At 69.1% G+C, this 19,361-nt stretch carries 21 protein-coding genes; 12 read left to right on the top strand and 9 right to left on the bottom strand.

What is annotated here, in order from left to right; genetic code table 11:
* Nucleotides 1-9: 9 nt before the first annotated feature.
* Together C693_RS0120540 and C693_RS0120535 are read left to right on the top strand one after the other, a co-directional pair.
* Nucleotides 10-1,470, top strand: coding sequence for an efflux transporter outer membrane subunit (locus C693_RS0120540; RefSeq protein WP_017464164.1), 1,461 nt, complete (start codon nucleotides 10-12; stop codon nucleotides 1,468-1,470).
* A 14-nt stretch (nucleotides 1,471-1,484) separates the two neighbouring features.
* Nucleotides 1,485-2,426 (top strand): aldo/keto reductase, encoded by a 942-nt coding sequence (locus tag C693_RS0120535; protein ID WP_017464163.1) that lies wholly within the window; start codon nucleotides 1,485-1,487, stop codon nucleotides 2,424-2,426.
* 157 nt (nucleotides 2,427-2,583) lie between these two features.
* On the opposite strand, the gene C693_RS0120530 is transcribed toward C693_RS0120535, so the two are convergent.
* The 3 genes from C693_RS0120530 to C693_RS0120520 form a co-directional block, all read right to left on the bottom strand.
* The gene (locus tag C693_RS0120530) at nucleotides 2,584-3,975 is read right to left on the bottom strand and encodes an aldehyde dehydrogenase family protein (protein ID WP_017464162.1); all 1,392 of its coding nucleotides are present in this window, start codon (nucleotides 3,973-3,975) and stop codon (nucleotides 2,584-2,586) included.
* A 2-nt stretch (nucleotides 3,976-3,977) separates the two neighbouring features.
* Entirely contained in the window at nucleotides 3,978-5,624 is a 1,647-nt protein-coding gene (locus tag C693_RS0120525; RefSeq protein WP_017464161.1) for an acetolactate synthase large subunit, read from the bottom strand.
* 73 nt (nucleotides 5,625-5,697) lie between these two features.
* On the bottom strand, nucleotides 5,698-6,108 hold the full coding sequence (locus C693_RS0120520; protein ID WP_017464160.1) for a VOC family protein: 411 nt from the start codon (nucleotides 6,106-6,108) through the stop codon (nucleotides 5,698-5,700).
* Between the two features lie 333 nt (nucleotides 6,109-6,441).
* Between C693_RS0120520 and C693_RS0120515 the strand changes: the two genes are divergently transcribed.
* The 3 genes from C693_RS0120515 to C693_RS0120505 all read left to right on the top strand — a co-directional run bounded on the left by C693_RS0120515 (nucleotide 6,442) and on the right by C693_RS0120505 (nucleotide 7,627).
* Nucleotides 6,442-6,630 (top strand): hypothetical protein, encoded by a 189-nt coding sequence (locus C693_RS0120515; protein ID WP_017464159.1) that lies wholly within the window; start codon nucleotides 6,442-6,444, stop codon nucleotides 6,628-6,630.
* Nucleotides 6,631-6,695: 65 nt separating this feature from the next.
* The gene (locus C693_RS0120510) at nucleotides 6,696-7,094 is read left to right on the top strand and encodes an HU family DNA-binding protein (protein WP_198506917.1); all 399 of its coding nucleotides are present in this window, start codon (nucleotides 6,696-6,698) and stop codon (nucleotides 7,092-7,094) included.
* 122 nt (nucleotides 7,095-7,216) lie between these two features.
* Entirely contained in the window at nucleotides 7,217-7,627 is a 411-nt protein-coding gene (locus C693_RS0120505; protein WP_017464157.1) for an H-NS family nucleoid-associated regulatory protein, read from the top strand.
* A gap of 101 nt (nucleotides 7,628-7,728) precedes the next feature.
* Here the strand turns inward: C693_RS0120505 and C693_RS0120500 are convergent, their stop codons facing one another.
* A complete protein-coding gene (locus tag C693_RS0120500; RefSeq protein WP_017464156.1) occupies nucleotides 7,729-9,363 on the bottom strand; it encodes a N,N-dimethylformamidase beta subunit family domain-containing protein in 1,635 nt (544 codons plus the stop codon).
* Nucleotides 9,364-9,474: 111 nt separating this feature from the next.
* Here C693_RS0120500 and C693_RS0120495 point away from each other — a divergent pair, with 111 nt between their 5' ends.
* Nucleotides 9,475-10,881: a purine-cytosine permease family protein gene (locus C693_RS0120495; protein ID WP_026107595.1), complete on the top strand. Its 1,407-nt coding sequence runs from the start codon at nucleotides 9,475-9,477 to the stop codon at nucleotides 10,879-10,881.
* A 206-nt stretch (nucleotides 10,882-11,087) separates the two neighbouring features.
* Here the strand turns inward: C693_RS0120495 and C693_RS0120490 are convergent, their stop codons facing one another.
* Nucleotides 11,088-11,327, bottom strand: a complete 240-nt coding sequence (locus C693_RS0120490) for a dodecin family protein (protein ID WP_017464154.1) — start codon at nucleotides 11,325-11,327, stop codon at nucleotides 11,088-11,090.
* Between the two features lie 59 nt (nucleotides 11,328-11,386).
* Between C693_RS0120490 and C693_RS24085 the strand changes: the two genes are divergently transcribed.
* The 4 genes from C693_RS24085 to C693_RS0120475 are packed head-to-tail and all read left to right on the top strand — an operon-like array spanning nucleotide 11,387 to nucleotide 13,155.
* Nucleotides 11,387-11,578 carry a hypothetical protein gene (locus C693_RS24085; RefSeq protein ID WP_198506916.1) on the top strand — a complete coding sequence of 64 codons (192 nt, stop codon included), beginning with the start codon at nucleotides 11,387-11,389 and terminating at the stop codon, nucleotides 11,576-11,578.
* Nucleotides 11,565-12,014, top strand: a complete 450-nt coding sequence (locus C693_RS0120485; RefSeq protein WP_017464153.1) for a CBS domain-containing protein — start codon at nucleotides 11,565-11,567, stop codon at nucleotides 12,012-12,014. Before C693_RS24085 ends, C693_RS0120485 begins: the two co-directional genes overlap by 14 nt.
* A gap of 9 nt (nucleotides 12,015-12,023) precedes the next feature.
* Nucleotides 12,024-12,521, top strand: a complete 498-nt coding sequence (locus C693_RS22380) for a flavodoxin family protein (RefSeq protein ID WP_017464152.1) — start codon at nucleotides 12,024-12,026, stop codon at nucleotides 12,519-12,521.
* A gap of 4 nt (nucleotides 12,522-12,525) precedes the next feature.
* The gene (locus tag C693_RS0120475; protein ID WP_017464151.1) at nucleotides 12,526-13,155 is read left to right on the top strand and encodes a phosphoribosyltransferase; all 630 of its coding nucleotides are present in this window, start codon (nucleotides 12,526-12,528) and stop codon (nucleotides 13,153-13,155) included.
* 15 nt (nucleotides 13,156-13,170) lie between these two features.
* Here the strand turns inward: C693_RS0120475 and C693_RS0120470 are convergent, their stop codons facing one another.
* Entirely contained in the window at nucleotides 13,171-13,467 is a 297-nt protein-coding gene (locus C693_RS0120470) for a DUF883 family protein (RefSeq protein ID WP_017464150.1), read from the bottom strand.
* A 93-nt stretch (nucleotides 13,468-13,560) separates the two neighbouring features.
* Nucleotides 13,561-14,319 (bottom strand): helix-turn-helix domain-containing protein, encoded by a 759-nt coding sequence (locus C693_RS22375; RefSeq protein ID WP_017464149.1) that lies wholly within the window; start codon nucleotides 14,317-14,319, stop codon nucleotides 13,561-13,563.
* 229 nt (nucleotides 14,320-14,548) lie between these two features.
* On the opposite strand from C693_RS22375, the gene C693_RS0120460 reads away from it, so the two are divergent.
* Together C693_RS0120460 and C693_RS22820 are read left to right on the top strand one after the other, a co-directional pair.
* Nucleotides 14,549-15,298 (top strand): response regulator, encoded by a 750-nt coding sequence (locus tag C693_RS0120460; RefSeq protein ID WP_017464148.1) that lies wholly within the window; start codon nucleotides 14,549-14,551, stop codon nucleotides 15,296-15,298.
* 4 nt (nucleotides 15,299-15,302) lie between these two features.
* On the top strand, nucleotides 15,303-17,345 hold the full coding sequence (locus C693_RS22820) for a PAS domain S-box protein (RefSeq protein WP_017464147.1): 2,043 nt from the start codon (nucleotides 15,303-15,305) through the stop codon (nucleotides 17,343-17,345).
* Nucleotides 17,346-17,370: 25 nt separating this feature from the next.
* On the opposite strand, the gene C693_RS0120450 is transcribed toward C693_RS22820, so the two are convergent.
* Both C693_RS0120450 and C693_RS0120445 read right to left on the bottom strand, forming a co-directional pair.
* Nucleotides 17,371-18,351: a zinc-dependent alcohol dehydrogenase family protein gene (locus C693_RS0120450; RefSeq protein WP_017464146.1), complete on the bottom strand. Its 981-nt coding sequence runs from the start codon at nucleotides 18,349-18,351 to the stop codon at nucleotides 17,371-17,373.
* Between the two features lie 9 nt (nucleotides 18,352-18,360).
* A complete protein-coding gene (locus C693_RS0120445) occupies nucleotides 18,361-19,188 on the bottom strand; it encodes a universal stress protein (RefSeq protein ID WP_017464145.1) in 828 nt (275 codons plus the stop codon).
* Nucleotides 19,189-19,361: the final 173 nt, after the last annotated feature.

The raw sequence follows: 19,361 nt of genomic DNA, 5'->3' as shown, positions 1-19,361 counted from the left end.
GAGCCGCACATGAAACTGTCTGGATCAACCCTTCTCCGGCGCGTCGCCCGGACGGCGCTGTTCGCCGCCCCGGCCCTGCTGCTGTCGGCCTGCATGGTCGGCCCCGACTTCTCGCGGCCGGCCGCACCCGCTTCGCGCCACTACGACCGGCAGGCCGAGCGGGCGCTCACCGCGCCGGGCGTGCCGGGCAGCGCGCAGCGCATCGGCGCGGATCGCGCGCCCACGGACGACTGGTGGACGGTGTTCGGCTCGCCGAAGCTGGACCAGGTCATGCGCCAGGCGGTCGCCGGCAACCTGGACCTCGACGCCGCCGATGCGACCATCGCCCAGGCGAACGAAGCCGTCGCCGCGGCCGGCGGTGCGTTGTGGCCCCAGGTGGATGTGGCCGCCCAGGACGGACGCCAGCACACCGGACGCGGAAGCACCGCCACCCGGTACGCGATCGGCCCGCAGGTCAGCTTCGATTTCGACCTCTTCGGCGGCAACCGGCGGCGGATCGAGGCGCAGGCGGCGCTGGCCGAACTGCAGCGCCATCGATTCGATGCCGCCTACCTGACCGTGACCGGCGATGTCGCCCGCCAGGCGATCCTGCTTGCTTCGGCGCGGGCGCAGATGGATGCGCTCGACGAGCTGCTGGCCGACGACCGCAGGAACCTCGAGCTGGTCCGCTCCGCCGAGCGCTACGGCAGCGCGACCCAAGTGGACGTCGCGCTGGCCCGAAGCCAGCTCGCGCAGGATGAAACCCTGCTGCCGCCACTGGCGCAGCAACGGGATACGGCGCGGCACGCGCTGTCCGTGCTTGCGGGGAAAGGTCCCGACGACTGGACGCCGCCGGACTTCGCACTGTCCGATTTCGTGCTGCCGGCCGACCTTCCCCTCACCCTGCCCTCCGAACTCGCGCGTCGACGCCCGGACATCCTCGAGGCCGAGGCCGAACTCCACGCGGCGAGCGCGGCAATCGGCGTCGCCACGGCGGACCTCTATCCGCACCTGCAGCTCTCCGCATCGCTGAGCCGGGCCGGACCGGGTGCAGCCACGCTCTGGGGTGTCGCCGGGGCGTTGACCGCACCGCTCGTCCACGGCGGCGCCCTCCGGGCGAATCGTCGCGGCGCCGTCGACGCCTACCAGGCCAGCTTCGCGATCTACCGGCAGACGGTGATCCGCTCGCTGGGCCAGGTGGCCGACCTGCTGCAGGCGATCCATCACGACAACGAGGAATATTCGGCGCAGCAGCGCGCATTGGACGCCGCCGGAACCGGCCTGCGGATGAGCCAGGCGGGCTACCGGGCGGGCGAGACCGGTCTGCTGCAGGTGCTCGATGCCCAGCGGGCCTACCAGCGCGCACGGATCGGACAGGTCCGTGCGCGGACCGCGCAGTATCTCGATACGGCGCAGCTGTCGGTCGCCCTGGGCGGCCACTCGCGCGGAGCGCTCCTTGCGCGCGAGACAGCCAACGACAACGCACGATGACCTGGAGAACCGACATGCAACCTGCAGAACATCTTTACGAAACCACCCTCCCGCTGGCCCACGGCGCCGGAACGCTGCCCGCGGTCGGATTCGGCACCCTGATCCGCGACCCCGTCGCGGCCCGAAAGGCGATCCGGGTAGCGCTGGAGACCGGCTTTCGCCACCTCGACTGCGCCGAGCTCTATCGCAACGAGGACGTCGTCGGCCAGGCGATGCGCGAGGCCTTCGAGGCCGGCACGCTGAAGCGCGAGGATCTGGTGGTCACCACCAAGCTGTGGAACAACAACCATCGTCCGGAGCGGGTGGGCCCCGCGCTTGAGGCGAGCCTGAAGCGCCTGCAGCTCGATTACGTGGATGGCTACCTCGTCCACACGCCCTACGCCTTCCAGCCCGGCGACGAGCAGTATCCGACCGACGAAAACGGCCAGCCCGCGTACGACCCGGAGGTGACACTGGTGGAGACCTGGCGGGCGATGGAGCGGCTGGTCGACGAGGGCAAGTGTCGCTTCATCGGTCTTTCCGACATCCGCCTGGAGCGGCTGAAGGAGATCGTCGCGGTGGCCCGGATCATGCCTGCCGTGGTGCAGGTGGAGTGCCATCCCTACCTGCCCGAGTGGGAACTGCTGGAGTTCTGCCAGGCCCACGGCATCGTGCTGCTGGCGTTCGCCCCGCTGGGGCATGGCATGGAACCGCGGATCACCGAGGACCCGGTGATCACGGCCATCGCGCAGCGCGTCGGCATCACGCCGGCGCAGGTGGCCCTGGCCTGGGCCGTGCAGCGCGGCGGTGCCTTCCTCACCACCTCGACCAACCCCGAACACATCCGGGAAAACTTCGCGATCTCGCCCCTGCCGGAAGACGCGATGCAGGAGATGCGCCGCGCCATCGCGACGAGCGTGCGGCTCAATGCCGTGGTGGATACCGGCGTACCGGGATTCGTTCCCAAGGCCGGTTGATCCGGTGACCGATGCGGCCGTGGTTGGTCGCATCGGTCACCAGGCTCCGGGCGGAATTCAAGGCGGCTCCGGAGTGCGCATGCAGCGCCGGCGCGCGACGAGGGACGCCCGGGAAGCGGCGCCCTGCGTCGACTCCTCCGGCCCACAGGGTCGGCCATCAATCTCCGTGGCGCAGGACGACCATCTTGTCCTGGGACATGTCTTCCATCGAATACGGGATGCCGCCCACGCCGTAGCCCGATTGCCGGCGACCGGCGAACGGCATCCAGTCGGTGCGGAACGCCGTGTGGTCGTTGACCAGCACCGTGGACGCATCCAGGCGCCGGGCGGCGCGCAGCGCCGGAGCGATGTCGGAGGAGAACACGCTGGCCTGGAAGGCGAACGGCAGCGCGTTGGCGGCATCGATCGCCTGATCGAGATCGCGGTAGCGGTAGACGCAGGTGACCGGGCCGAATATCTCCAGCTGCGACACCTTCGCCTCGGTCGGTGGGTCGAGCAGCACGGCGGGAGCGAGCGTGGTTTCGGAGAGGCGCCCGCCACCGACGATCGTCGCGCCGGCGGCCACCGCTTCCTCCGTCCACGACAGCACGCGATCCGCTTCGCGCGGGGCGATCAGCGGACCCATCTCGGTGTGCTCGAGCAACGGGTCGCCCACCCGCAGCGCCTGGACACGGGCGGCCAGCCGCTCGATGAAGCCGTCCGCGATATCCGCATGCACGAAGATGCGCTGGGTGGACACGCAGACTTGGCCGGCGTGGTAGTAACCGCCCTTCACGATCGGCTCGATGATCGTATCGAGCGGCGCGCTGCGATCGACGATGACCGGCGCGGCGCCGCCATGCTCGAGCGCGCAGCGCGTCCCGGCAGGCAGCTTGCTGCGCAGGTACCAGCCGACCTTGGCCGAACCGATGAAGCTGAGGAAGGCCACCCGCGGATCGGTGGCCAGACGCTCGGCCAGCGCGTTGTCGTCGGTGATGAAGGTCTGGCACCACGCCTCGTCCAGCCCGGCCTCGCGCAGCAGGTCGACCAGGCCGAGACACGACAGGGGAGTGACGGCCGCCGGCTTGACGATGACCGGCGAGCCGACGGCGATCGCCGGTGCCACCTGGTGGACGATGAGGTTCAGTGGGTGATTGAACGCGGAGATGGCCGCGACCACCCCGATCGGTTCCTTGGTGGTGAAGGCCCAGCGCCCTTCGCTGGCCGGCGTCAGGCCCATCGGGATCTCGCGACCGGCGAAGGTCCGGATCGCCTCGGCCGCGTTGCGCAATCCGTCGACGGCCCGGATCACTTCCACCGCCGCATCCGGCCACGGCTTGCCGCCTTCGCGGGCGATCAGCCGGGTGAAGTGGTCCTGCCGCGTTTCCAGCAGGGTCGCCGCACGCAGGAGGACGGCGCTGCGTTGATGGGGCTTCAGCCACGCGTCGCGGTCGGCCAGCATGCGGCTGGCCGAGGCGAGCTTGGCCTCGAGGGCGGCGGCATCGTCGACGGGCAGCTCGGCAATGAGGGTACGGTCGAATGCCTGCACGACCTGCAGTGGACGGGTCATGATCAGTCCTCCTTCTGGATGGGCAGGCGCTGCTGCAGCTCGTCGACCAGCACGCGCTTGTTTTCCGAGTAGTCGATGGGCACCACCACGAGCTGCACGCCGCCATCGGTGAACGCCTTTTCCAGCGTGGAGCGCAATGCGCCGACCGTCTCCACCCGGGTGCCGGTCGCACCGTAAGCCTTCGCATAGGTCACGAAGTCCGGGTTGTCGAAGGTCATGCCGTAATCGGGGAACGCATCGACCGCCTGCTTCCAGCGGATCATGCCGAAGGCACGGTCCTCGATGACCAGCACCACCAGGTTGAGCTTGAGCCGGACGGCGGTCTCCAGCTCCTGGCTGTTCATCATGAAGCCGCCGTCGCCGCACACGGCCATCACCCGGCGCCCGGGATACAGCATCGCGGCCATGATGGCTGAGGGCAGGCCCGCGCCCATGGTGGCCAGTGCGTTGTCGAGCAGGAGCGTGTTGGCGACCTGCGTGCGGTAGTTGCGCGCGAACCAGATCTTGTACATGCCGTTGTCGAGGGCGAGGATGCCATCGGCCGGCATCACCTCGCGCACGTCGTGCACCAGCCGCTGCGGCGTGAAGCGGTCCTCGGTGGCGCGCGCGGCGACCCGGCTCAGGATCCCCTCGCGCAGCGGCAGCAGTGCCCGGGCGTGCGGGATGTGTCCTTCGACGCGATCGGCAAGTTGCCGCAGCGACGGTCCCAGGTCGCCGACCACCTCGGCCTGGGGGAAGTAGACCTGCTCGACATGCGCGGGCTCGTAGCCGATGTGCACCACCTGCGGCCCCTTGGCGCCCATCAGGAACGGCGGCTTCTCGACCGTGTCGTGACCGATGGTGACGATCAGGTCCGCCCGCTCGATCGCCTCGTGCACGTAGTCGCGTTCGGAAAGCGCCGCGGTGCCCATGTACAGCGCGGTGCCGCCCGGCACCGTGCCCTTGCCCATCTGCGTGGTGAAGTACGGGATGCCGGTGCGCAGGACGAACGTTGCCAGATCGGACGAGGAGCGCGGACGCGACGCCGCCGCGCCCAGCATCAGCAGCGGGGCCTGCGCCTGCATGATCAGCTGCGCGGCGCGCTCGATGGATTCGGCGCTCGCCACGGGCAGCTCGATCGGATGCGCCGGGATCAGCGCGGTCTCTTCGCAGGACTCCGCGGCGATGTCCTCGGGCAGTTCCAGCAGCACCGGCCCGGGCCGTTCCTCCGCGGCGACGCGGAACGCCTCGCGCACCATCGCCGGAATCATGGTGGGCGAGACGATCTGGCGCGACAGCTTGGTCAGCGGCCGCATCGTGGCGATCACGTCGACGATCTGGAACCGCGCCTGCCGTGATGAGCGGATCGCCTTCTGGCCGGTGATCATGATCATCGGCATCGCGCCGAGGAGCGCGTATCCGGCCCCCGTCGCCAGGTTCAGCGCACCGGGCCCGAGCGTGGTGATGCACACCCCGGGCTTGCCGGTGAGCCGGCCGTAGGTCGCCGCCATGAAGGCCGCCGCCTGTTCGTGCCGGGTCAGCACCAGCTGGATCGACGACTTGCGAATGGACTCGACCAGGTCGAGGTTTTCCTCTCCGGGGATGCCGAAGATGCGCTCCACGCCCTCGTTCTCGAGCGCGGCGACGAACAGATCCGAAGCTTTCAACATGACCTATCTCCAGGGTAGCCGGGCGATCCGGTGCGCCTCCTGCAAGCCGCCGCCGGGATCCCGGCATGGGCTTTCATCCCGACGGCGTGCAGACCAGCTCGATGCGCGCGCCACCGGGCTCGCGGATCATGCAGTGCACCCTTGGCCCCTTGCCTACCGGCTCGGGGGCAAACTCGACCACGACATCCGGCCAGGCCGACACCCGCGCGTGGAGATCCGAAAGGATGTCGAGGTCCGCGATCTTCAGGGCCAGGTGATGCAGGCCGACGTTGCGGCGCCGGTCGAACGCGGCGTGGCCGGGGTCGGCCTGCCACAACGTCAACCGCGTGGTGCCGTCCGATACGAAGACGGCCGGGTACGCGGGATTTCCGCCCACCACCGTCCAACCCAGGCACTCGACGAAAAAGCGGCGGGAGCGCTCGATGTCGCTCACGGTGAGGCCGACGTGGTCGACACCCAGGGTGTAGGGATTCGCCTCTGCCACGTAACGTACTCCTGCGTGATGACCGGGCGGTGCGCCCGGACCGATTCGCCGGTAACGCTACGCTTCATGCGTTGCCAAACGAATAGCCGACGCCCGGCAGACACTCTTGCGCATACCGGAAGAATGCCAGCATCGGCGCGGCAGGCTTTCGGGCAGCGCCGCTGCTCATGCGCCGGATCGATGCTTTCCGCCAGCATGCGGTGCACCGGCGCGACCCGTGCGTGCCCCTGGGCATGCCGGCCGACGGCGCGGCCAGCGGCGACGCGGCGGGGTTGAAAGTGTCGCGACGCGCGGCCAGGGCGGGATCCAGAGCGATGTCGGCGTCCTTGCAGCGTGGCGTGCTGCCGCGGCGCCGATACGTGGCAGGCCGCCTTTTTGCGGGTGCCGCTGATCGCGTATTCCCTGGTGTGGGGCAAGAGCGCCCGGGCGGTCAACGTGCGGGTTGAAGGGCGGTTCGTCTTCGATGACATCGCCGCCATTTCCGGTCGCCTCGACGGCTCGTTGTCACCGAAAGTGGCCTGAAACGCCGTAACCACGTAGATTTGGCGGGCCAAACGGCCATCGCTCCATGAGGGGCGGTGCATTGCATGAGACCGAAGATCATGGCCACCAAGACCACTGCCAAGAAGACCACCAAAGCCAAGGCCGCCCCGAAGGCGGCTCCCACCATCAAGCCGATCAAGGACGCGATGAGCAAGTCGGCGCTGATCGCGCACCTGGCCGAGCAGGCCAGCGTCGAGGCGAAGCACGTCAAGGCCGTGCTCGCCGCCCTCGAGCACACGGTGCTCGGCGCGGTGCACAAGAAGGGTGCAGGCAACTTCACCCTCCCCGGCCTGTTCAAGATCAACGCGGTGAAGGTTCCGGCCAAGCCGAAGCGCAAGGGCAAGAACCCCTTCACCGGCGAGGAACAGGTGTTCGCCGCCAAGCCGGCCTCCGTGAAGGTGAAGGTGCGGCCGCTCAAGAAGCTCAAGGACGCGGCACTCTAAGCCGTCCGGTTGCCTGCGCGGCGCAGTCCGCGCAGGCAATCCCGTAACAGGCGATCGCGGGCGGACGAGGCATCGCCTGATCGCGGAAGAATGATTTGCTGGCTCGACTCCCGAGGAAAAACATGGCTATCAATCTCGACTCGCTCTCCCCCGCTGAACTCCAGGCGCTCATCAAGAACGCCGAGGCGCAGATGGAATCTGCCCGCAAGAACAAGGCCCAGGAGGTCCGCACCAAGATTGACGCGCTTCTCAAGAGCGCCGGCCTGAGCATCGACGAGGTCTACCCCCGGCGCGGCGGCAAGGGCGCCAAGGCCGTCGTCGCACCGAAATATCGCAACCCGGACAACGCCGCGCAGACCTGGTCGGGCCGCGGCAAGCGTCCGGTGTGGTTCTCCGAGGCCCTGAAGAAGAAGGGCGTCACGGCGGAAAGCCTGCTCATTGCCGGTGCCGCGCCGAAGGCCGCGCCGGCCAGGAAAGCGGCCAAGAAGGCCGTCAGGAAGGCTCCGGCGAAGAAGGCGGCGAAGAAGAAGTAAGCGCCGCCTCCGCTGGAAGCCAGGCCCCGCAGCTCGCTGCGGGGCTTTTTTTTCCGAAGTCCTGCCGCGTCTAGGTGTCCTTCGCGACCTCCGCGCGGAATCTAGCTGCCTGCGAGGTAGCGGTCGAGCACGTTCGAGGTCACCCGGGCGACCATCGCATCGTTGCGCAGCAGCGCCGCAACCCACTCGCAGCTCCCGGCGTGGAACACTTCTCCGGCGCCGCGCGTGAAGTGCACGATCATGCCGCAACCGCGCTTGACGCGATCGACCGATGCCGCGCTCGCATCACCGAAGCGCAACCCGGCGACGTAGGTCGCCTCCTCGTCGCCGATGAAGCGGTCGTCGATGTCGGCTTGCGAGCGGGGTTCCTCGATCAGCGAGGACATCCCGAGCGCCAGGATCGAGAGACCCTCCGGCGCACCGCCCGTGGGCAGGGCCTCAGGCAGGCCATCGCGGATCACGTAGGGCAGACCGTCCACTTCGTAGCCGAATGCGTGACCCTCGGCTCCAAGCAGGTCGCCATAGGAGAGGTCCGTGCCACGGAAGGCCCAGTGCCCGGGCCGGTAGACGGGAAAACCGCGCACGCCGCGTGCGGCGCACCCACCCCAGCCGGCATACAGGCCGTCGATGGCGTTGAGACCGAACGTGGCCGCGCCCGGCCGGCCGGTCTCCGGCGCCTCCCAGGAGCCGGTCGTGCGCGAGTTGTCGCGCTCGCGATAGACCGGGTCCTCGGCGCGTGCGCGGTACTTGTAGCAGACCTGGCGCCTGCCGCCCTCCTCCAGCCGCGTCTGCCACATGAAGTTGCCGGCGAACCGCGCCACATGTCCGCCGCGATCCACGTAGGCGTCGATCGCGTCGCGCATTTCCCAGCTCCAGTACTCGTCGTGGCCGACCATCACGACGCAGTCGTAGTCGTGCAGCAACCCGGGCTCGTAGTGAAGTTCGTGCTGGCTGACCAGATCCACGGCGTAGCCGGCGCGTTCGGCCCAGCGCATGAAGTGCGAGTCGTAGCTCGCCCAGCCGGCCGACGCGTATTTGGTCGAATGGCCGGTCGCGTAGGCCCACTCCATGTGCGGATAGCGCAAGGGCGCGCCGGGCGGTGGCGAGCATTCGAGCGGCACCCGCGGTGCGTCCGCAGGCAGCACGACGAAGCCGCGGCACCACGGTCGCTCGATGCTGACGGTCGGCGAGTACTGGTCGCGATTCGGTCCGGTCAGGCCCCGGTAGTGGTTCGAGCCGCCCCAGGTGTTGTACGCCGTCCAGGTGCCGGTGGCGGCGACCTGCAGGACCCGGCGCGGCTTGGGGCCGGGACGCGGTTTGACGATGAACAGGTGATGCGAGCGGATTGGCGCGCCATCGTTGCCCGCGGCGACCAGGCTGACGCGGTAGGCGCCGGACGGCCAGTCCTCGCCGATGCGGAACTCGAACGCGCTTTCCCAGCCGCAGCCCACGACCGAGCAGTCCTCCGGCGTCGGCTGCCAGCGCAGACCCGCCAGCGATTGCTGCAGGACGACACGCAGTTCCGCACCGTCACGGGCGATCTCGAGCTCCGCGCGCTCCACGCTCGAGCTGATCATCAACCGCACGAGCGAGCCCGGCGCATAGGCCAATGCATCGCTGTAGCACCACAGCTCGCCGCGGGCGCCATCCATCCCCGGATACTCGTATCGATGGGTAAACACGGCGTCGCGGCGCTGCGCCGCATCCAGTCCAAAATCAGGGTAATCCGTGCTCATCACCGGGGCCTGCTGTGCGTTCGCATTGCGAACAAAAACAATTAGTTGTGGCTGGTGTGTGTTTGTGTTCTCTTCGCACGACACCGCAAACCGAAAAATACTTGCACGCCCATGCAAACCCGCACAAGCACGCCTCGACGTCGCATCGAACAACACACGATCTTTCCGATTCCGCTCGATGAGCGACATGGCAAGGCGCGGCAATTGTTCTCGTTGTGGTTCGGCGCGAACCTGAATGTGCTGACGATCGTCACCGGTGCGCTGGCGACGACCGTATTCGGGCAATCGTTCCTCGCCGGCACCCTGGCGATCGTGCTCGGCAACCTGATCGGCACCTTGTTCATGGCGCTGCATGCCGCGCAGGGGCCGCGTCTGGGCGTGCCGCAGATGGTGCAGAGCCGCGGCCAGTTCGGCGCACGCGGGGCGGCGGCCGTAGTGGCGCTGGTGATCTTCATGTACGTCGGTTACGGCGCGACCGCGCTGGTCACCGGCGGCCAGTCGCTGCACGCGATCGTGCCCACGATCGGCGTGCGCGAAGGCATCGTCGTGGTCGGCCTGGTGAGCCTGGCGATGGCGATCTACGGGCACGACCTGATCCATGCCGCCACGCGCGCGATCGCCTGGATCTCCGGCATGGCGGTCGTGCTTTGCTACGTCGCCCTCGCGGTCGTGGGGCGGATGCCGCACGAATACCTCACGCACGGCTCGTTCTCCGTCGTCGGCTTCCTCGGCATGATGTCGATCGGCGTGTTCTGGCAGCTGGGCTACGCCCCGTACGTCTCCGATTATTCGCGCTACCTGCCTCCCGACACCGGCCCGCGGCAGGCGTTCTGGGCCTCGTACTGGGGCACCACCCTGGGCGCGGTGCTGCCGATGATCTTCGGCGCCCTGATCGGGCCGGCGGTCGTGGGCGGCGACGTCGTCGCCGCGATCTCGGCGCTGACCGGAAAGGCCAGCACGCCGATCGTCATGCTGTTCACGCCGGGCGTGGCCGTTGCCGGTGCGATCTGCATCTACGGCGGCACGCTCGCGGTGATCACCCTGGCCCAGACCTTCGCCCCCGCCTGGCACGCGAACTGGCGCACGCGGGCACCGATCGCGACCGCCATCTTCCTCGCCGCCGTCGCGCTCGGCACCGTCGGCGCCGCGAGCTTCCTGCCGCTCTACAGCCGTTTCACCGAGCTGCTGCTCTATCTGATGGTGCCGTGGACGGCAGTGAACCTGGTCGACTACTACTGGGTGCGATTCGGCGAATACCACGTGCCGTCGTTCTTCGCCGCCGACGGTGGCATCTACGGCCGCTACAACGTGGCCGCGCTCGGCTCCTACGCGCTCGGCATTGTCGTGCAGGTGCCCTTCATCGCCGCCGATTTCTACGTCGGGCCGGCAGCGCGCGTGCTCGGCGGCATCGACCTTTCCTGGCTCGCCGGCCTGGTGGTCACCGCGGCCGTGTATTACTTCAGCGCCCCCCGCCATGCGGTGCCGGCGGTGCTGGTCGACGCCGAAAGCATGGATTAGCCAGGTTCGGTGTCCGGGTGCGAGGGGCGGTTCGCGGACGCGGCCATGGCGATGGGTATCGACGACACGCACCGGCGCGCAGGCGTTGCCTGTGCGGACGTCGAAGCGCACGCCTCACCGGGGCGCGCGTAACTTTCGCGCCGCCGGCAAGGCCCCGGCGGCGGCTCGACCCTCGATGCGCGTCACCACCATGACGCCGGGGGGCGTCAGCCCTGGTCGACGATGAAGCTCACGCGCATGTCCACGCGCCATTCGGTGATCTTGCCGTCGGGCGTGGTGCAGACCTTGATGTCGCTGATCCATGCACCGCGGATGTCCCCGATGGTCTTGGCCACGCGGCCCAGGCCGAAGCGTACGGCCTCCTCGATGCCCTTGTCGGAAGCGGCGTTGACTTCGATCACCTTGGCGAGCTGCGTCCTTGCGGACCTGGACTTCTTCGTGGCCATGGGTGGCTCCTCCGGCACAGGGATGTCGGCCCACCGTAGGTGACGGGCGCAGAGGGACCTTGATCACGATCAAACATGCCGGCCGGCACGAGGCGGCGCCCCTCGGCTGCCCGCATGGCGCAGGCACCCGGCCGCTGCCGCATGCCTTGCGGCGCCATTCCTTGATTGCCGTCAAGGTGACGACCGCGCCGGCGCGCAGGCTGTATCGCGAGTCACTCCTCACCATGGGGTCGTGCCATGCATGCCGCTGAAATCTGCACCCGCCACGTCGTCTACATCGAACGGAAGGCATCCATCCGCGAGGCGGCGCAGAGCATGCGCAGCCACCACGTCGGCGCCCTGGTGATCACCGACCAGCCGAATGGCGAACGCGTGCCGGCCGGCATCATCACCGACCGCGACATCGCCATCGCGGTCGTGGCGGCGGGCATCCAGCCCGAAAACCTCATGGTCGAGGATGTGATGAACCGCAACGTCGCCACCTGCACCGAGAGCGAGGACCTGTTCGACATCATCACCACCATGCTCGCGCGCAGCGTGCGACGGCTGCCGGTCGTCAACGACAAGGGCGGGCTGGTCGGCATGGTCTCGGCCGACGATCTCTACGGCGCGCTGTCCACGCATCTGCGCATGCTCAGCCAGGCGCTGGCCCGCGAGCAGGTGCGCGAGATGGAAGTCCGGGTCTGAGCCGCCGCCATGAAGCCACGCATCCTGCTCGCCTACTACTCGATGACCGGTCACACCCGCGACATCGCCGAGGAACTGCGCTCGGCGCTGCAGGCCGACGTGGAGGAAATCCGCGAGCCGCATCCGCGCCGCGGCCTGCGCGGTGTGCTGCGCGCCCTGTTCGATGCGGTCCTTCGCCGCGAACCGCCGATCGGAACGCCGCGCCACGATCCGGCCGTCTATGACCTGCTCGCGATGGGCGGCCCGGTGTGGGCCGGTCGCATGGCCTCGCCGCTGCGCAGCTATGCCAGGCAGCTGGCCGACCGCGCCCCACGGGTTGCTTTCTTCTGCACCGAAGGCGGACGCGGCGCCGAGCAGGCATTCGACGATCTCGGCAGGCTCTGCGGCAAGATCCCGGAAGCCACCCTGGTGGTGGATGCGCAACACCTTCCGCCGGTACGGCACCGGGATACCCTGCAGCGGTTCGTCGCCAAGCTCGGGGCAGACCTGCCCGCTCCGGGCCACTGAAGGCATGCGGGGCCTGCCATTCTTCGACCGGATCGAGGCCGCCCGACGGCTGGCCGAGCGGCTCGCCGTCTACCGCGATGCCGATGCGCTGGTGCTCGCGATACCGCGCGGCGCCGCGCCGATGGGCCGCGTCATTGCCGACGCCCTGCACGCGGATCTGGACGTGGTGCTGGTGCGCAAGCTCGGTGCACCGGGCAATCCGGAGCTCGCCATCGGCGCGGTCGACGAGTCGGGGACCATGCACGTGGCCGAATACGCCTCGCTCGCCGGTGCCGACGGCAACTATCTCGAGTGCGAGCGCGGACGACAGCTGCAACGCATCAGGGAACAGCGCCGCCGGTACAGCCGGGAACGCGCTCCCATCGATCCGGCCGGGCGCGTGGTGATCGTCGTTGACGACGGCCTGGCCACCGGGGAAACCATGGTCGCCGCGCTCGCTGCCGTGCGGCGGCAGGCACCGGCGAGGCTGGTCTGCGCGGTGCCGGTAGCTTCCGCCGATGCGCTTGCGCGGGTCCGCAGCTTCGCCGACGACGTGGTCTGCCTGCACGTCCCGCAGCACTTCGACGGTGTGGGGGCGTTCTACCTGCGCTTCGACCAGGTCGAGGACGAGGATGTCGTGGCGGCTTTGCGTTGAGTCGCGCGGACGGGCTCAGTCGCGCGCGCGGCTGCCGAGCAGGCCGATCAGGAAGGCCGCAGCCGCCACGCCGCCGAGAACGATCCAGGGCTGCTCGTGCACGTACCGGTTGCCGCGGTCGACGGTCCGGCGCACACGGTCGCCGGCATCGCGTTCGAGTCGGGAAACCCGCTCGCGGATCCCGCGCAGGCGGGTGTGGACGTCCTCGGCACTCTCCCCGGTCGCGGCCGCCACGTCCTTCATCAGCTGCTCGACATCGCTGGCGATCGCGTTCAGGTCGCCCTTCAGGTATTCGGCGTGCACATGTGCCATGGCTGGTCTCCGGTTTTCATCAAGCGGGGTTGTGGTGCTGCAAGGTCGGGGCAACAGCCCGCAAAGGCCCCGGCCCGCGGGGCAGCCCGAGGCTCAGGCCGCCGCCTGCGGCAGGTCGTTTCGGACGGAGCGCGTCGCCTCCCTGCCCCAGACCGCCGACTGCTCGAGCTGTCGCGGGTCGCGGATGCGGATGCTGCGCCCCTGCACATCGACCGCTCCGATCCGGTTGAGGCGGCTCAGCCCGCGGCTGACCGTCTCCAGCTTCAGCCCCAGGTAGCTCGCGATGTCCTCGCGGGTCATGCGCAGCACATACTCGCTGGCCGAGCAGCCGCGCTCGGCATGGCGCCGACCGAGCTCCAGCAGGAACGTCGCCAGGCGCTCCTCCGCTTTTGCCGAGCCCAGCAGCAACAGGGTCTGCTGTTCGTACTCCACCTCGTGCGACAGCTTGCGGATCAGCGCACCATAGATGCCGCGGATATCGATGCCGGCCTGCTCCAGCTGCGGCAGCGGGATTTCCAGCGCCACGCTGTACTCGAGCATGCGGATCGAGGTGGGGTGAACCCCGGCATCGAGCGCATCCAGCCCCAGCAGGTCTTCGGCCATGTAGAAGCGGGTGATCTGCTCGCGCCCGTCGGCGCCCGGGCAGGTCGCCTTGGCCGAACCGCTGGTGAGCAGGAACAACGAACGGAAGGGCGCGCCGGCACAGGCGAGATAGCCGCCCTTCTGCAGCCGGTGCACGTGCAATGTGAAGCGGGCGGCCACTTTGAGAAGCTCCCGCCCGAAGGCGCTGCGATGCAGGGTGTCGTCGGCCAGCTTGCGTGCAGTGGACAAGGAGGCGATCGTCGCGGACATCGGATGGCTCCAGTCAGGGCGGTAGCCTTGATCCTGCACTGCTCGGCACGTGCGACGGCTACAAAGAGGTAACCTTGTGTAACAGCGTGTAACAGCCGGGCAGGTGCCGCCCTGGCTTTGCAGCGCACCGGAGCGGTCATGCGAGTAACCTGCCGCAACCGGGATACCCGGGCGCAAGCCTCGCCGCTCGGGGGTGAATCTGGCCGCAAGGCAGCATACGGAGGCCATCGTGACGTCGACGGAAGCCGACAAGTGCGGGACGCCCGGCCAGCAGACGCATGTGCTGGTGGTCGATGACGACAGCGAGATCGCTCTGCTGCTCAAGCGTTATCTCGCCGCCCAGGGCTTCGCGGTGAGTGTCGTCGGCTCCGGCCGGGAGATGCTCGCCTTGCTCGCCGAGAGCGTGGTGGACCTGATCCTGCTCGACCTCGGCCTGCCCGGCGAGGACGGTCTCGACCTCACCCGGCATCTGCATGAGCACTGGCACGGACCGGTGATCATCGTCACCGGGCGCGGGGATTCGGTCGACCGCATCGTCGGGCTCGAACTCGGCGCCGACGATTACGTCACCAAACCGTTCGAGCTGCGCGAGCTGCTGGCGCGCATCCGCAGCGTGCTGCGCCGCGTCGGCGAGCGCCGGCGGGAGAACGAAGCGCACCCGCCCACCTATCGCTTCGCCGGCTACCGCCTGGAATCCCACAGCCGGACGCTGACGACCGATGCCGGCCAGCCGGTCGCACTCACCAACGGCGAATACGAGCTGCTGCAGGTGTTCGTCACCCATCCGAACCGGGTGCTGTCCCGGGACGAGCTGATGAACCAGCTCTACGGCCGGGACTCCGGTCCCTTCGACCGTGCGGTGGATGTGCAGGTCGGCCGCCTGCGGCGCAAGATCGAGCCCGACCCGGCCGTGCCCACGCTGATCAAGTCGGTGCGTGGCGCCGGTTACATGTTCAGCGACACCGTGCAACGGGAGTAACGCCATGGCCAGCGTCAGCATCGCCGGAAACGAATACCTGTTGCGGACGCTTTTCGACACGGTGCCGGACGCCATGGTGGTGGTCGACCGCAGCGGCGACATCGTGCTGGCCAACCCGCAGGCCCACCGCCTGTTCGGCTATGTGCCCGACGGCCTGCCCGGCCTGGCCATCGAGGCGCTGCTGCCGGAGGGCGTGCGCGCCGCGCATGCCCGGCATCGCGAGCGCTACATGAGCCATCCCCGTGTCCGCCCGATGGGCGCGGGCTACGAGCTGACCGGGTTGCGCCGCAACGGGGAAACCTTTCCGGTGGAGGTCGCGCTGAGCCCGATCGGCCGCGAGCTGTTCGCCGCCTCGATCCGCGACATCTCCGAAACCCAGCGGGTGCGACAGGCCCTGCAGCACGCCCGCTACGACAGCTACCTGGCCCAGCTGGGCCGGCTGCTGCTGGAATCGAGCCAGGACGAGTCGGCGCGTACCGCCGTGCCCGCACTGATCGCCGAAGCACTGGGCGTGGAGGCAGTGGCGGTCGCCGTCGGCCTGCCGGACGGCGAGGCCTTGCCGATACGTGCCTCCCACGGGGTGCCTCCGCGACTGGCGGATGCACTGCCCGAGGCCTTCGCCAGCGACCGGTTGGCCGAGCGTCTCGCCGACTTCCGGTCGAGCGGCATCTGGACGCTCTCGCGCAGCCCGGCGCACGACCTGCCGGCGTTGCGCTCGACCCTGGATGCCCATGGTTTCGCCGACATGGCGATCGTTCCGCTGCTCGACCGGTTCAAGCCCACCGGTGCCCTGCTCGCCATGTCCCTCGCATCCGATGACTGCGACAACGACAAGTCGAACTTCCTGCGCTTGTCCGCGCACCTGCTGGCGTCGGCCATCCAGCGCAGCCGGAGCGACCAGCAACTGGCCCACGCCCATCAGCTCGATGCCCTTGGCCAGCTCAGCGGCGGCATCGCGCACGACTTCAACAACATGCTCACCATCATCTCGGGGAATCTGCAGATGCTGGATGCGGAGCGGGCCGGCGACCCGGGCGCGCATCCGTTGATCGAAAGTGCGTTGCGCGCGGTCGATCACGGCGCCGCGCTTACCCGCAAGCTGCTGGGGTTCTCGCGCCAGCGGGCGCTGTCCCCGCGTGCGCTGCGCCCGCAACGCGTGCTCGCCGAACTGGGCGAGATGCTCGTCCACACCCTGGGCGAGCGCGTCCGGCTGAGCATGGACTGCGCGGCCGACGTACCGGCGGTGCTCGCCGACGCCAGCGAGCTGGAGACCGCGCTGGTGAACCTTGCGCTCAACGCCCGCGATGCGATGCCGGACGGAGGCGCGCTGAGGATCACCGCGCGAGCCCGCCCGACTCCCCCCGAGGGGCCGGACGGGCTGCCGCCGGGCAGCTATGTCGCGTTTACCGTGGCGGATACCGGCACCGGCATGTCGCGGGACGTGCTCAAGCGCGCGATGGATCCCTTCTTCACCACCAAGACCGCCGGCAAGGGCACCGGCCTCGGCCTGAGCATGGTCTACGGCTTCGTCAGGCAATCGGGTGGCAGGGTGAGGATCGAGAGCATGCCCGGCCAGGGAACCCGGGTCGAACTGCTGCTGCCGACGTCACCGATGCCGCCGCAGGAAGAGGACGAGCCAGACACGGCCCCTGACGCCGGAGTGCGCCGGGATCCACCGAAGGTGCTGGTGGTGGAGGACGAGCCGGACGTGCGCCGGGTGGCCATGGGGCTGCTCCGTGCGCTCGGCTATGAACCGGTCGAAGCCATCAGCGCCTCGCAGGCGCTGGCGCGGCTGCATGACGACCCGGCGATCCGGCTGATGTTCTCGGACGTGGCCCTCGGCGACGGACACACCGGATTCGAGCTGGTGCGCGAGGCACGGATGATGCGACCGGGCCTGGCCGTATTGCTGACGTCCGGGTACGAGCAGGCTTCCGCGGGTGCCGCGGCGGCGCAGCGCGACGGCATCCAGCTCCTGCGCAAGCCGTACCGGCAGGGCCAGCTCGCCGAGGCCGTGGCCAAGGCGCTCGAAGGCAAGGTGCACTAGCTGCCGGCGACGCCCCGGGACCGGTTCATGGCACCAGCACGGCAGAGCCCTGGAAGCGGCCGTGGCGCAGGTCGTCCAGCGCCTCGTTCGCCCGCTCCAGTCGATAGCGCCGGGTGGTGGCGCGCACGCAGGCGCGTCTTGCCTGGTCGAAGAACGCCCGCGCGTCCGACCGGGCCAGGTTGGCCACTGACACCAGTTCCCGCTCTCCCCACAGCCACTGATAGGGCATCGACGGAATGTCGGACATGTGGATCCCGCCGCAGACCACGCGTCCGCCCTTGCGCACCGCGCGCAGGGCCTGGGGCACAAGCTCGCCGCTGGGCGCGAAGATGATCGCCGCGTCGAGCAGCTCGGGCGTCGCCGCGTTGGAATCTCCGGCCCAGGCAACGCCGTGCGCACGGGCGAAATCCTGTGCCGCTTGGTCTCCCGGCCGGGTGAACGCCAGCACGCGACGCCCCTGGTGGCGCGCGATCTGGGTCATCAGGTGCGCCGCCGCGCCAAAACCGTAGATGCCGATCGTGCCGGCCTCGTTGGTCCGGTCCAGCGCGCGCCAGCCGATCAGGCCCGCACACAGCAGCGGCGCGCAGGCGACCGGGTCGACCTCGCCCAGTGGGATGCAGAAGTCGGCACGGGCGACCAGGTGACTGGCGAAGCCCCCGGGCCGGGTATAGCCGGTGAACTCCGGCGCGTCGCAGAGATTCTCGCGCCCACCGCGGCAGTAGTCGCATGTGCCGCAGGTCGCCCCCAGCCAGGGCACGCCCACGCGCTGGCCCGGAACCAGCGCCTCGACGCCCGCTCCCACGCACTCGACCCACCCGACCACCTCGTGCCCCGGCACCACCGGCGGGGCCAGCCCCGGCAACTCGCCGTCGATCAGGTGCAGGTCGGTGCGGCAAACGCCGCAGGCCTCCACGTGGATGCGTACCTCGCCGGGACCCGGCACGGGATCCTCGTGATGGCGAAGCACCAGCGGCCGTCCCGCCGCTTCAAGCGTCATGGCGCGCATGGCGTGTCCTCAGTGATGGAACAGCACGGGCAACGACGCCTTCCACAGCACGTGCCGGGTAGCGCCGCCGAGCACCCGCTCGCTGAAACGGCTTCGCCCGAACGCGCCCATCACCAGCAGGTCCGCATCGAACCGGCCCGCATGCTCCAGCAGCGCCTCGCCGACCTCCCGGCCGGTGGTCTTCAGCTCCAGCGAGCGTGGCTGGACCCCGTGTCGGTTGAGATAGGCATCGATGTCGAAGGGCGGCTTCCAGGCGATGTCGCGAAGGGGCTCCCTGGGAGCGCCGCGCAACAGCAGCACGTCTTCCGCCCGCTTCAGCAGCGGCAGCGCCGAGTGCACCGCGCGGATCGCCTCGGGGGCGCCGTTCCAGGCAATCGCGATGCGGGCCAGCGATACCTCGCCGACCGGCCGCGGTGGCACCACGATGCACGGCACCCCGACCGAGAGGATCAGGCCGGCCAGGTCTTCGGGGGTGGACCAGGTCCGGTCCTCGTCCCGCTCCACGACGAGCAGGTCATGCCAGCAGGCGATCCGCGAGAGCACGTCGCGCAGATCGCCCTGCGCCACCACCCAGGTAGCCTGCTCCACGCCGAGGCTTTTCGCCCAGTCGACGAATGCGGCTCCGGCGCCGAGCGCGCTCGCTTCCAGTATCCGCGACATCCCGACCACGGTCTCGATCACCTCGGGCGTGCCGAACTCGGGCGCGGCGTAGAGCGGCGGCGGATAGGCGTACAGCCCGGTGACCGAGCCGTTCACCAGGGCGGCCAGCCGGGTGCCGTACTGCGCGTCGCGGGACCACGTCTCGAAGTTGATGGTGTTGACGAGGATGTCGTACATCGCGAGCCCTCCATTTGCCCGTGCCGTTCGTCGATGGCACCAGGGGAGCACGCTGGAGCATGTCGGCAGTGGTCTTGGTGACCCAGATCAAGGTTGCGATCGGTTGGCCTCCCCATCCCGGGGCATGATCTGGATCAAGCCCGGCGGCAGCGGCAGATGCATGCTGGCGGTCA

This window comes from Dyella ginsengisoli LA-4 (genome assembly GCF_000334915.1).
GTDB lineage: Bacteria > Pseudomonadota > Gammaproteobacteria > Xanthomonadales > Rhodanobacteraceae > Dyella_A > Dyella_A ginsengisoli_A.
This window is presented reverse-complemented; position numbering and strand designations above follow the sequence as displayed.